Below are 12,970 nucleotides of genomic sequence, written 5' to 3' on the forward strand. Positions count from 1 at the left end.
CAACAGTCGCGTTCTCGAGTCGGTCGCGTTTCGAATCAAGCGCAGGGGAGCAGCTCATGTCGGCAGAAGCCGTAACCCAGTTCGTCTCCGTGACGCGGACCCCGGAACAGGTCGCGGAACAGCCCTTCTACATTCCGATGACCGGGCCCTCGGCCCGGCCGCGGCGTTCGCTCAAGCACGACGACACCTTCATCGTGCTCGACAGCCACGGCGACATCGGCGCGTCCGCTGGCGGGCCGGACGGACTGTTCCATCACGACACGCGCTATCTTGCGCGGCTGGAGCTCGTGCTCGACGACCTCCAGCCGCTGCTGCTCGGCTCGAATCTGCGCGACGACAATTCGGCGTTGACCGTCGATCTCACCAATCCGGACATCTACCGGCAGGGCAACCTCGTTCTGCAAAAGGACCTGTTGCACGTCGTGCGCACCATCTTCCTGTGGCGCGGCACCGCCTACCAGCGCATCGGCGTGCAGAACCATGGCGACCGGCGCACCAGCTTCGAGCTGACGCTGCTGTTCGGCAACGACTTCGCCGATCTGTTCGAGGTTCGCGGCGAGCGGCGGCCGCGCCGCGGCGTCGGAACCGGCCGGCTGCTCGGGCCGACCGACGTCCTGTTCGAGTATCGCGGCCTTGACGACGCCGAGCGGACCACCGGCCTGCATTTCGATCCGCGTCCGACGCGGCTCTCGGTCAACGCTGCGACCTGGGAACTCGACCTTGAGCCGCACCAGGCCAAATCGCTGTTCGTGGCCGTGTCCTGCAACCGGCCGCTGACGGAGAAGCCGGTGCGGTTCTTCCCGGGTCTGCTGGCGCACCGCCGCGAGATGCGGCAGTCGACCATGGGCGCGGCCAGCATCGAGACCTCCAACAACATCTTCAACGAGGTGCTGTGCCAGGCCATGGCCGACCTCAACATGCTGATGACCGAGACGCCGCAGGGACGCTATCCCTATGCCGGCATTCCCTGGTACTCGACGACGTTCGGGCGCGACGGCCTCATCACCGCGCTGCAGATGCTCTGGGTCGATCCGCGCATTGCCAAGGGCGTCCTGCGCCGGCTCGCGCATTTCCAGGCCGCGGCGGTCGATCCGCTCGCGGACGCCGCGCCCGGCAAGATCCTGCACGAGATGCGCGGCGGCGAGATGGCGGCGCTCGGGGAAGTCCCGTTCGCGCATTACTACGGCAGCGTCGATTCGACCGCGCTGTTCGTGCTGCTCGCAGGCAGCTATTTCGAGCGCACCGGCGACGAAGCCACGTTGATCGAGCTGTGGCCCGCGATCGAGGCGGGGCTCGCCTGGATCGACGGTCCGGGCGATCCCGATCAGGACGGCTTCGTCGAGTACCAGCGCGCGACCGAGAAAGGGCTGGCGAACCAGGGCTGGAAGGATTCCTATGACGCGATCTTCCATGCCGACGGCCGGCTTGCCGAGGGCAATATCGCGCTCGCGGAGGTCCAGGGCTACGTCTTTGCCGCCAAGCAGCTCGCGGCGCGTTGCGCGCTGCGGCTCGGCAAGCCGGACCGCGTGCGCAAGCTCGAGGCCGAAGCCAGGGCGCTCGCCGAGCGCTTCGAGCAGGCGTTCTGGTGCGAGGAGCTCGGCACCTATGCGCTCGCGCTCGACGGCAAGAAGCGGCCCTGCAAGGTCAGGACCTCGAATGCCGGGCAGATCCTGTTCAGCGGCATGGTCCGCGAGGACCGCGCGCGTCTCGTCGCCGCCGATCTGATGCGGCCGCATTTCTTCTCGGGCTGGGGCATCCGCACCGTCGCGCAAGGCGAGGTGCGCTACAACCCGATGTCCTACCATGACGGATCGATCTGGCCGCACGACAACGCGCTGATCGCGCTGGGGCTGGCGCGCTACGGCCTCAAGCATTCGGTGGCGCATGTCTTCAAGGGGCTGTTCGACGCCGCGACCTACATGGATTTGCGCCGGCTGCCCGAATTGTTCTGCGGCTTCCGGCGCGAGAAGCGGCGCGGGCCGACGCTGTACCCGGTCGCCTGCGCGCCGCAGGCCTGGGCCAGCGCGACGCCGTTCACGTTGCTGGAGGCGGCGCTCGGCCTCGAGTTCGACGTCGCGCGCGGCGAGATTCGCCTGCGCAACCCGCATCTGCCGGCGTTCCTCAACGAGGTGATCCTGCGCGATCTGCGCCTTGGCGAATCCAGCGTCGATCTTCGCGTCAGCCGTCACGGCGACGACGTGGCGCTGGAAGTGTTGCGCACGCGCGGTCAGATCCAGGTCTCGATCGTGCTGGCGCGCTAGAGGCGCGAGGAGGAGGTCATGCGTGCGATCGGAAGGTTGATCTTGGGCGTGTCGATCGTCGCGGGCTTGACGGTCGCCGGATCGCGCGCGGCCGAGGAGCCGCCTGCATCCCCGAGCGAGGCAAAGGCACCGGCAAATGTGCAACCGCCGGCTTCCACGGTGCCCGTCACGCCCAAGGACGCCGCGCCACCGCCATCGGTGACCATCATCGGCGCGAGCGAGGCCCACGGCGTTCTCGGCCGCGACGTTCGCAGCGCCGCCGGCGAGGACATGGGTCGCATCGTCGACGTCATCGTCGATCGCACCGGTCATGTCCGCGCTGCGGCGATCGATTTCGGCGGCTTCCTCGGCGTCGGCAGCCGCAAGATCGTCGTCGACTGGAACGCGCTGCGCTTCGGCAAGATCGCCAACAAGAAGGACAGCATCACGCTGGAATTGACCAAGGCGCAGGTCGCGGCCGCACCGGAATACAAGGAGGACACGCCGATCGTCGTGCTCGGCGCGTCCGGCAGCCTTCAGCCGCTGCAAGTGATCCAGTGAGGTGCAGGGAGGGCTGACCGCCCGTGCTGTTATCGAGGAAGCCGAACCATGCAGATCGCGGCGGCGTCGTCGAGCAGGACAACGTCGCGGAGCCGGCGGCTGCGGGCATTCCGGCCCCGTCGCGGCAGAGCCTCCGCGGCCTCGACTGGTTCATCTTCTTCCTCGCCGACGTGCAGACCGGATTCGGTCCCTTCATCGCGGTCTATCTGACGACGCAGAAATGGACCCAGGTCGAGATCGGGTTCGTGCTGTCGATCGGCGGCATCGTCGCCCTGATCGGCCAGATGCCGGGCGGCGCGATCATCGATGCCGCGAAATCGGAGCGCCTCGTCGCCGCCCTCGCGATCGCGACCATCGGCGCCTGCGCGCTGGCCTATGCGGCGATGCCGATCTTCGCCGTCGTGGTGACCGCCGCCACGCTGCATGCGATGGCGAGCTGCGTGCTCGGGCCGGCGATCGCCGCGATCAGCCTCGGCCTCGTCGGCCCGCTCGCGATCGGCGAGCGGCTCGGGCGCAACGCGCGCTTCGCCTCGCTCGGCAACGGCGTCGCGGCGGCGGTGATGGGCACCGCGGGCTACCTGTTATCGAGCCGCTCGGTCTTCCTGGTCACCTTCCTGCTCGTGATTCCAACCCTGATCGCTCTGTCGCGCATCCGCGAGAACGAGGTCGACATCAGGCGCTGTCACGGCGAGCTGCCGCCTGAAGCCGCCGACCGCGGCGATCCCAATATCTGGCACCTGATCCGGCAGCGCCCGCTCATCGTGTTCGCGCTCAGCGTGCTGCTGCTGCAGCTCGCGAACGCCGCGATGATGCCGCTGATGGCGAGCGCGGTGACGGCGCGATCGAGCCAATGGGCGACCGTGCTCGTCGCCTTTTGCATCGTCGTTCCGCAAGCGATCGTGGCGCTGCTGTCGCCGACGGTGGGGCGCAAGGCGCAAGCGTGGGGCCGGCGGCCGCTGCTGCTGATCGGATTCGGGGCTCTGGCGATTCGCGGCCTGTTGTTTGCGACCGTGCGCGATCCGTATCTGTTGGTGCTGGTGCAGGTGTTCGACGGCATCACCGCGGCGGTCTTCGCGGTGATGATCCCGCTGATCGTCGCCGACGTCGCGTTCGGCAGCGGGCATTTCAACCTGGCGCAGGGGATCGTCGGCACCGCAACGGGCATCGGCGCGTCGCTGAGCACGGTGCTTGGCGGCTATGTCAGCGACAAGTTCGGCAATGCCACCGCATTCATCGGGCTGTCCGGCGTTGCCGCAGCGGGGCTCCTGCTGATCTTCTTTGTGATGCCGGAGACGCGGCGCACGGGTCTGACCGCCACCAAAGAAGTGGCCGGCTGAACGTATTCAGCCGGCGAAAGTGGGTCGGGAGGAAGATGGAGGATCAGGCGTCGAGATTGTGCAGACGCTGGCGGTTGCGCAGCACGATCTGGCGGGCACCGGAGAAACCGAGAATGCCCTGAGCGTGAAGCTGCGACAGCGCGCGCGACACGGTCTCCAAGGTGAGGCCGAGATAGTCGCCGATGTCGCGGCGGCACATCGGCAGTGCCATCATGCCGGCGACGGCGAGGCGGCGGTCCATTTCGAGCAGGAAGGTCGCAACACGCTCCATCGCAGTCTTGCGGCCCAGCAGCAGCATGTGGTCCTCGGCATGGCGCAGCTCGCCGGCGGTCATGGCCCAGAGCTTGCGGGCGACCTGCACGTCGGTGCCGGCGGCCTTTTCCAGGCTGGCGCGCTTCACGAGGCGAACGGTGGTATCGATGATGGCTTCAGCGGCGAGGCGGTGAGTGGGACCGGATTCGAGGCCGAACACGTCGCCGGGAAGATGGAAGGCGCCGATCTGGCGGCGGCCGTCGGAGAGAAGCTTGTAGCTGCGCACTGCGCCGGTCACGACCTGATAGACATATTCGGCCGCCTCCTCCTCGCCATAGATCTCCTCGTCCTTGCCGTAGGAGAACTCGGTGGCGACCAGGCCGACATGGCCCGCGATCGCGCCGAACTGGTCGGTAACGGGGTGGGCAGGAGCAATCTTGCCACCGATTTGGGTGTTGATCGCCTGGGTGTTGAGCGTCTGGGTCAGCATCTGCGCCATCTCCGTTGTGATGGAGCACTGCTACGATGAAACACGCAATCCGGAAATTTCGCGCGTTATCTTAGGGATGTTTACCTACGTAGAGTCCCTAGGTCACGCTCCGGGGCGGTCCTGGATGGCGTGGCGGATGCACTTGACGAGGTTTTCATCCAGAAGCGGCTTCAAAACCACGTCCTTGATGCCCGCCATCGCGGCCCGCGCCGAGATGTTCCCGTCGGGGTAGCCGGTGATCAGGATCACGGGTGCGTCGCGGTGGGATTTGCGCAGCCGGCCGGTCAAATCGATGCCGTTGATGTCGGGCATCTTGTAGTCGATGACGTAGCAGTCCGGCCCGGGCGCGGCGCCGAGATTGAGCAGCGCCGTGCCGCTCCTGAAGGTCCGCACAGCGAAGCCATCGGTCTCCAGCAGAAAACGCAGGGATCCCAGGACTGCGGCATCATCGTCGACCACATAGACGGTGGGTTGTGGGGAGGACGACGGCCGCGCACGATGTGGGCTGACCTCAACCATGCTCTCTGGTTAGCACTGCGCCGTGAAGTCGCCTTGACCTGCCTCAATCGTTGAGCATGCCGGCGCGCATCGCGAGGCGAACCAGTTCCGAAAGGCTGCTCGCCTGCATCTTGGTCATGACGTTGGCCCGGTAGACTTCGATGGTCCGCGGGCTGATGTCGTATTCGCGGGCGATCAGCTTGTTGGAGAGGCCCGCGACCAGCCCCTCCATGACCTGGCGCTCCCGCGGGCTCAAGGATGCGACGCGGGCAGCGATATCCTGTGCGACGGCCTCGTTCTTGGCGGCGGGCTCCGCCTGGCGGAGCGCCGACTCGATCATGGCGGTGAGACGGTCGTCATCGAATGGCTTTTCCAGGAAGTCGACCGCCCCGAGCTTCATCGCCTCGACCGCCAGCGGCACGTCGCCGTGACCGGTCATGATCACGATCGGGAACGGGCTTTGCTGCGCCTTCATCCGCTTCAAGAGCTCGATGCCGTCGAGGCCGGGCATGCGCACGTCGGAGACGATGCAGCCGAAACCGAGGCCGGGCAGGGCTTCGAGAAAGGCGAGCGCGTCGTCGAACAAAGTGACGGCGAAGCCGGCGGAATCCAGCAGGAAGTTCAGCGAGTCCCGCATCGCCGCGTCGTCGTCGATGACGTAAACATTTCCCTTGGTCGTCATGGATCAGCTCTCGTCGGTTGCCGGCAGGGTGAAGCGGAACGTCGCTCCGCCCGCTGCGTTGCTCTCGGCCCACATGCGGCCGCCATGGGCCTCGATGATCGAGCGGCTGATGGAGAGTCCCACGCCCATGCCGGTGTCCTTGGTGGTGAAGAAGGTCTGGAACAGGTTTGGAATGATGTCTTCCCGGAAGCCGATGCCGGTGTCGGAGACCTCCACCTCGATCATGCCGTCGGCGACACGGGTGTTGGCGACGACGAGCTCGCGCCGCTGCGACTGCGCCATCGCCTCGAGCGCGTTGCGGAACAGGTTGACCAGCACCTGCTGAATCTGCACCCGGTCGGCGAGAACGAGGTCGGCGTCGGGATCGAGGCTGAAGCGGAGCTGCACGTTCTGCTCGCGCGCGCCGGCGAGCCCGAGCGCGCCGGCTTCCTCGATCAGCTTGGACAGGCTCTCGACCCGCTTCTCGGATTCGCCGCGGGAGACGAAGTCGCGCAGGCGGCGGATGATCTGGCCGGCGCGCAACGCCTGTTCCGCCGCGCGGTCCAGCGCGCTTTCCACCTTCGGCATGTTGGGATCGGTGCTGCCGGCGAGGAGGCGCCGCGATCCCTTCATGTAATTGCTGATCGCCGCCAGCGGCTGGTTGAGCTCGTGGGCGAGCGCGGAAGCCATCTCGCCCATCGCGGTCAGCCGCGACACGTGCACGAGCTCGGATTGCAGCTCCTGGAGCCGCGCCTGGGTCTGCTGGTGCTCGGTGAGATCGCGCACGAAGCCGGTGAAATGGGGCTCGCCCGCGCGTTGCGTCTTCCCGACGGACAGGTGCATCGGGAAGGTCGTGCCGTCGCGGCGTTTGCCCGTCACGATCCGGCCGATGCCGATGATGTGCGGATCATTGGTCCTGAGATAGCGCGTGAGATAGCTGTCGTGACGCGACTGATCGGGTTCCGGCATGAGAATGCTCACGTTCCGGCCGATCGCCTCCTGCCTGGTGTAGCCGAACAGCCGCTCCGCGGCGCTGCTGAAGAGCTGCATGATGCCGCGTGAATCGATGACAATCATGGCATCGGGCACGGTTTCGAGAATCGAGCGAAGATGATTCTCCTGGGACCGCAGGGCCTCCTCGAGCTGCTTCTCCTCGTTGATGTCGAGGAATATCCCGCTGAGGTGACGCGGCGTGCCCGCATCGTCCCGGATCACACCGGCCCTGACCCGGATCCATTGACCGTTTCCGGCTGCGCCGCGGACCTTGAAGGACAGGTCGAGACCCCCGCCGCCTTCCGACGTGCGCCCGATCGCCTTCAGGAGGTGGTCCCGATCGCCCGGCTCCAACAGGGAAAGAAAGAGATCGTAGCTGACGGCCTGGTCCGGCTGCAGGCCGAACAGCCGCCTGGCCGTGTCCGACCAGTCGAGTTCGCGAGTCTGCAGGTCGAGATCCCAGGTGCCGACCCCGAATCCCTCGATGCGGACTCGGAAATGCTCGCCCCGACCATCGTCTGCCGGATGGGTCACGTGGGTCGGCGCCAAGCTCTGCTCCTCTTCTCGGCGGGTCGGCAGGATGCCGTTACCGCTTCGGCAATGTCGCCCAAGGCTTGGCCGGAGGCAAGCGCGGACGTTGAATCCACTGGCGGATTCCCCATCGCCGGGAGAGCGGACCACCAGAGGCGTCGGATTTGATCTAGCTCAGCCTGTTGCGCGGCAGCAGGTCTAGGATTCAAAAAATTCTGTAATGCTGGAGATCCCCGATGACATACGCCACCGTCATGGTCAGCCTGGCGCTCGATCAGCCCAACGAAGCGCGTCTTCAGGTCGCAGGCGAGCTCGCCGAACGATTCGAGGCGGCCATCGTCGGGGTCGCTGCGGCGCAGTTCGTCCCGCCGCTCTATTTCACCGACGGCGCAGAGGCGCAAGCGCTGATCGACGAGGGCGAAGCTTCGATCAAGCGGCGGCTGGCCGGGCTCGAAGCGCAATTCCGCGCCGCCGTGAAGAATCGCGGTGGGCATGCGGAGTGGCGCAGCGCGATGGATTATCCGGCCCGCTTCGTCACGGCGCAGGCGCGTTGCGCCGACATCGTCGTCAGCGGCGGGCAGAGCCCGGCCTTCTCCGATGCTTTCTCGCTGGCGAGTCCCAAGGACCTGGTGATGCAGACCGGCCGCCCGCTGCTCGTCGTTCCCGACCGGGCCAACTGGCTCGACCTGCGCAGCGTGCTGGTGGCGTGGAAGGACACGCCGGAAGCGCGGCGGGCGGTGGCGGGCGCGCTGCCGATGCTGCACAAGGCGAAGGACGTCACCATCGTGGAAATCCCGGAGCGGGGCGACGAACGTTCGGCCGTGATGGCCGGTGTCAGCGACGTTGCCGCCTGGCTCGGCCGCCACGGGATCACCGCGACTGCGCGGGTCCTCGAGGCCGCAGGAAACGAAACCCCTGCTGCGCGGTTGGAGAAAGTCGCCGGCGACACCGGCGCGGGCCTGATCGTCGCGGGCGCCTATGGTCATTCGAGATTTCGCGAACTGATCCTAGGAGGCGTCACCCAATATCTGGTGACGCAAACCGTCCGCAGCGTGCTGCTCTCGCACTGACCATCGGCCGGCCAGTTGGAGGAATCGAGGAGGACGCGCCGTGTACCAATTTCTTGAACAGACCGTCGACGGCTACATGACGCGCAACGTCAAGACGGTGCAGCGCGGCCTCGACTTGTTCCAGCTCAGCGAGATGTTCGAGACCGACGATTTCAATTCCTATCCGGTCGAAGACGACGGGCAGGTGGTCGGCATCGTCACCAAGTTCGACATCCTGAAGTGCTTCGCCTTTACGCCGAGCCAGATGTTGCCGCGCTACGACGACCTGATGAGCCGCAAGATCGGCGACGTCATGACGCCCGAGTTCATCTATGTCAGCCCCGACACGCGGCTGACGCGCGTGCTCCAGATCATGGTCGAGCACCGCATCAGGAGCATCATCGTGCTCGACGGCGCGCAGAAGCTCGCCGGCATCATCGCGCGCGAGGACGTCATTGCGGCGCTCAAGGCGACGGCGCGGGAGTGACGTCTGGATCCTTCTGTTCCAACCTCCGTGATTTCACGGAGGTTATCTATCTTTCTTCCCTTCTCCCCTTGCGGGAGAAGGTGGCGCGAAGCGCCGGATGAGGGGTCCGCTTCAACGGAAAAACTTTTCGTGCGGAACCAACCCCTCACCCAAGTGAGTTTGCCGCACCTTCTCGCTGCCCTCTCCCACAAGGGGAGAGGGCATTTCAACTGGCACTGCATCGGCTCACATTAACAGAAATCCATCTATCTTGATTTCAATCAATTCGCCGCGAGGGTGGATGTGGTTTCTGGCAGCGTGTTCTTTCAGAGAGAATCCGCATGAGCCAGCCCTCCATCTCAAAATCCATGACCATCGGTGAAAGCGGCTTGGCTGTCGTATTCGCAGTCACCGCTTTCCTCTGCGTGATCGCCTCGGCCAAGGCGCTCGATGCGCCCTTCGCGTTCCACGCTGCGCTCAGCGCGGCGGCGAGCCTCGCTGCGGTGTTCTTCATCGTCAACCGCTACTTCGAGCGGCCGGCGGCGCTGCCGGCCCAGGAGATCAACGGCCGCCCGAACTACAGCATGGGGCCGATCAAGTTCTCGGCCTTCATGGCGATGTTCTGGGGCATTGCCGGATTCCTCGTCGGCCTCATCATCGCCTCGCAGCTGGCCTGGCCCGCGCTGAATTTCGATCTGCCCTGGATCAGCTTCGGCCGCCTGCGCCCGCTGCACACCTCCGCCGTGATCTTCGCCTTCGGCGGCAACGTCTTGATCGCAACCTCGTTCTATGCCGTGCAGAAGTCCTGCCGCGCGCGCCTTGCCGGTGACCTCGCGCCGTGGTTCGTCGTGCTCGGCTACAACTTCTTCATCCTGATCGCCGGCACCGGCTATCTGCTCGGCGTCACCCAGTCAAAGGAATATGCCGAGCCGGAATGGTACGCCGATCTGTGGCTGACCATCGTCTGGGTCGTCTATCTGCTCGTCTTCCTTGCCACCATCTTCAAGCGCAAGGAGCCGCACATCTTCGTTGCGAACTGGTTCTATCTCGCCTTCATCGTGACGATCGCGGTGCTGCATCTCGGCAACAACCCGGCGCTGCCCGTTTCGGTGTTCGGCTCGAAGTCCTACGTCGCCTGGGGCGGCATCCAGGACGCCATGTTCCAGTGGTGGTACGGCCACAACGCGGTCGGCTTCTTCCTGACCGCCGGCTTCCTCGCCATCATGTACTACTTCATCCCGAAGCGTGCCGAGCGGCCGATCTATTCCTACCGGCTCTCGATCATCCACTTCTGGGCGCTGATCTTCCTCTACATCTGGGCAGGTCCCCACCATCTGCACTACACGGCGCTGCCGGACTGGACGCAGACGCTCGGCATGACCTTCTCGATCATGCTGTGGATGCCCTCCTGGGGCGGCATGATCAACGGCCTGATGACGCTGTCGGGCGCCTGGGACAAGCTGCGCACCGATCCCGTGCTGCGCATGCTCGTGGTCTCCGTCGCCTTCTACGGCATGTCGACCTTCGAAGGCCCGATGATGTCGATCAAGGTGGTCAATTCGCTCAGCCACTACACCGACTGGACCATCGGCCACGTGCATTCCGGCGCGCTCGGCTGGGTCGGCTTCGTCTCCTTCGGCGCGCTGTACTGCCTGGTGCCGTGGGCCTGGAATCGCAAGGGCCTCTACAGCCTCAAGCTCGTCAACTGGCACTTCTGGGTCGCCACCCTCGGCATCGTCCTCTACATCTCGGCGATGTGGGTCTCCGGCATCCTGCAAGGCCTGATGTGGCGCGCCTACACCTCGCTCGGCTTCCTCGAATATTCCTTCATCGAGACCGTCGAGGCGATGCATCCCTTCTACATCATCCGCGCCGCAGGCGGCGGCCTGTTCCTGATCGGCTCGCTGATCATGGCCTACAATCTCTGGATGACGGTTCGCGTCGGCGAACAGGAAGTCCAGATGCCCGTCGCTCTTCAGCCGGCGGAATGAGGAGCTCAAGCAATGTCGTTCTGGACACGTCACCAAATCTTCGAAAAGAACTCGATCATCCTGATTGTCGGCATCCTGCTGGTGGTCGCGGTCGGTGGTCTCGTCGAGATCACTCCGCTGTTCTACCTCAAGAGCACGATCGAGAAGGTCGATGGGGTCAGGCCCTACACGCCGCTGGAGCTGGCGGGGCGCAACGTCTATGTCCGCGAGGGCTGCTATCTCTGCCACTCGCAGATGGTCCGGCCCTTGCGCGACGAGGTCGAGCGCTACGGCCACTTCTCGCTCGCCGCGGAGAGCATGTATGACCACCCGTTCCAGTGGGGCTCCAAGCGCACCGGCCCGGATCTCGCCCGTGTCGGCGCCAAATATTCCGACGAGTGGCACGTCACCCATCTGGCCAACCCGCGCGCGATCGTGCCGCAGTCCGTGATGCCCGGCTATCCGTTCCTCAGCAAGGCCGAGATCGACCCCGATGCGATCGCCGGCGACATGCGCGCCCTCAGGACCGTCGGCGTCCCCTATAGCGACGAGCAGATCGCCAATGCCGCCGGCGACCTGAAGGCCCAGGCCGATCCGGACAATGCCGGCACCGACGCTTTCACCAAGCGCTACGCCAAGGCCGTCGTACGCAATTTCGACGGCAAGACCGGCACGCCGACCGAGATGGACGCGCTGGTCGCGTACCTGCAGATGCTCGGCACGCTGGTCGACTTCAAGATCTACAACGAGAAAGCCAATCTTCGCTGAGAAGGCATGAACGATGAAAGCCATCCTGACCGTCCATAATCTTGCGTCCGATCTCGTGACGACGATCTGGACACCGGTGTTCGTCGCGATCTTTCTCGCGATCATCGCCTACGCATTTTGGCCCCGTAACAAGGCTGCGTTCGACAAGGCAGCGCACCTGCCCTTGCGGGAGGAGTGAGAAAACATGACCGATCATTCTAGCGACATCGATTCCGTCTCCGGCAAGTCCACGACCGGACACGAGTGGGACGGCATCAAGGAGCTCAACACGCCGCTGCCGCGGTGGTGGGTGATCACCTTCTATCTCACCATCGTCTGGTCGATCGGCTACTGGATCGTCTATCCGGCCTGGCCGCTGATCCAAAGCAACACCACCGGCCTGTTCGGCTATTCCTCGCGCGCCGACGTCGCGGTCGAGCTCGCTAACCTCGAGAAGATCCGGGGTGACAAGATGGCGGCGCTGGGCTCGGCCTCGCTCGCCGACATCCAGAAGGATCCGGCTCTGCTGGCGCTTGCGCGCGCCAAGGGCAAGACGGTGTTCGGCGACAATTGCGCGCCGTGCCACGGCACGGGTGCGACGGGGTCCAAGGGCTATCCCAACCTGAACGACGACGAATGGCTGTGGGGCGGCTCGCTCGACCAGATCATGCAGACCATCCAGTTCGGCGTGCGGTCGGGCCATGCCAAGACCCATGAGGGGCAGATGCTCGCCTTCGGCAAGGATGGCGTGCTGAAGGGCGACGAGATCGTCACCGCCGCCAATTACGTGCGGTCGCTGTCGGGCCTGTCGACCCGCAACGGCTATGACGCCGCCAAGGGCCAGAAGATCTTCGCGGAGAATTGCGCCGCCTGCCACGGCGACGCCGGCAAGGGCAACCAGGAGATGGGCGCACCTGATCTGACCGACAAGATCTGGCTCTACGGCTCCGACGAGGCGAGCCTGATCGAGACCATCGGCCAGGGCCGCGCCGGCGTGATGCCGGCCTGGGAAGGCCGGCTCGATCCCGCCACCATCAAGGCGATGGCGGTCTACGTCCACTCGCTCGGCGGCGGCAAATAGGCCGATCCGCGACCGACGACTTCCGGCGGGGGCGAAGAAAAGCGCCCCCGTTTGCGTTGGATCAACCTGCGCGGCGGTGCCGGGTCTAGGTTTA

At 65.3% G+C, this 12,970-nt stretch carries 13 protein-coding genes; 9 read left to right on the top strand and 4 right to left on the bottom strand.

What is annotated here, in order from left to right; all coding sequences use genetic code 11:
- The first annotated feature begins 56 nt into the window (after positions 1-56).
- Genes I6F33_RS18700 through I6F33_RS18710 form a run of 3 tightly spaced genes read left to right on the top strand, consistent with a single transcriptional unit; the run spans position 57 to position 4,138 of the window.
- Entirely contained in the window at positions 57-2,261 is a 2,205-nt protein-coding gene (locus tag I6F33_RS18700) for an amylo-alpha-1,6-glucosidase (RefSeq protein WP_036004384.1), read from the top strand.
- Between the two features lie 18 nt (positions 2,262-2,279).
- On the top strand, positions 2,280-2,801 hold the full coding sequence (locus I6F33_RS18705; protein ID WP_225143666.1) for a PRC-barrel domain-containing protein: 522 nt from the start codon (positions 2,280-2,282) through the stop codon (positions 2,799-2,801).
- A 23-nt stretch (positions 2,802-2,824) separates the two neighbouring features.
- Positions 2,825-4,138 (top strand): MFS transporter, encoded by a 1,314-nt coding sequence (locus I6F33_RS18710; RefSeq protein WP_109144569.1) that lies wholly within the window; start codon positions 2,825-2,827, stop codon positions 4,136-4,138.
- 43 nt (positions 4,139-4,181) lie between these two features.
- Here the strand turns inward: I6F33_RS18710 and I6F33_RS18715 are convergent, their stop codons facing one another.
- From I6F33_RS18715 to fixL, 4 genes are all read right to left on the bottom strand, one after another.
- Positions 4,182-4,880, bottom strand: a complete 699-nt coding sequence (locus I6F33_RS18715) for a helix-turn-helix domain-containing protein (RefSeq protein ID WP_036004466.1) — start codon at positions 4,878-4,880, stop codon at positions 4,182-4,184.
- A gap of 102 nt (positions 4,881-4,982) precedes the next feature.
- Entirely contained in the window at positions 4,983-5,399 is a 417-nt protein-coding gene (locus tag I6F33_RS18720; RefSeq protein WP_225143668.1) for a response regulator transcription factor, read from the bottom strand.
- A gap of 43 nt (positions 5,400-5,442) precedes the next feature.
- Complete coding sequence (gene fixJ / locus I6F33_RS18725) at positions 5,443-6,060, bottom strand: response regulator FixJ (RefSeq protein ID WP_225112679.1); 618 nt, start codon at positions 6,058-6,060, stop codon at positions 5,443-5,445.
- Between the two features lie 3 nt (positions 6,061-6,063).
- Positions 6,064-7,581 (bottom strand): sensor protein FixL, encoded by a 1,518-nt coding sequence (fixL, locus tag I6F33_RS18730; protein WP_225143669.1) that lies wholly within the window; start codon positions 7,579-7,581, stop codon positions 6,064-6,066.
- Between the two features lie 218 nt (positions 7,582-7,799).
- On the opposite strand from fixL, the gene I6F33_RS18735 reads away from it, so the two are divergent.
- The 6 genes from I6F33_RS18735 (at position 7,800) to ccoP (ending at position 12,876) form a co-directional block, all read left to right on the top strand.
- The gene (locus I6F33_RS18735; RefSeq protein WP_036004402.1) at positions 7,800-8,633 is read left to right on the top strand and encodes a universal stress protein; all 834 of its coding nucleotides are present in this window, start codon (positions 7,800-7,802) and stop codon (positions 8,631-8,633) included.
- Between the two features lie 40 nt (positions 8,634-8,673).
- Complete coding sequence (locus tag I6F33_RS18740) at positions 8,674-9,099, top strand: HPP family protein (protein WP_036004405.1); 426 nt, start codon at positions 8,674-8,676, stop codon at positions 9,097-9,099.
- Between the two features lie 320 nt (positions 9,100-9,419).
- Positions 9,420-11,069, top strand: coding sequence for a cytochrome-c oxidase, cbb3-type subunit I (gene ccoN, locus I6F33_RS18745; protein WP_225143670.1), 1,650 nt, complete (start codon positions 9,420-9,422; stop codon positions 11,067-11,069).
- 12 nt (positions 11,070-11,081) lie between these two features.
- Entirely contained in the window at positions 11,082-11,816 is a 735-nt protein-coding gene (ccoO, locus tag I6F33_RS18750; protein ID WP_225143671.1) for a cytochrome-c oxidase, cbb3-type subunit II, read from the top strand.
- A gap of 13 nt (positions 11,817-11,829) precedes the next feature.
- A complete protein-coding gene (locus I6F33_RS18755; protein WP_025034779.1) occupies positions 11,830-11,994 on the top strand; it encodes a cbb3-type cytochrome c oxidase subunit 3 in 165 nt (54 codons plus the stop codon).
- A gap of 6 nt (positions 11,995-12,000) precedes the next feature.
- Positions 12,001-12,876 (top strand): cytochrome-c oxidase, cbb3-type subunit III, encoded by an 876-nt coding sequence (gene ccoP, locus I6F33_RS18760; RefSeq protein ID WP_225143672.1) that lies wholly within the window; start codon positions 12,001-12,003, stop codon positions 12,874-12,876.
- Positions 12,877-12,970 lie beyond the last annotated feature (94 nt).

The sequence above is a fragment of the Bradyrhizobium sp. BRP20 genome (assembly GCF_020194215.1).
Taxonomy (GTDB): Bacteria; Pseudomonadota; Alphaproteobacteria; order Rhizobiales; family Xanthobacteraceae; genus Bradyrhizobium; species Bradyrhizobium yuanmingense.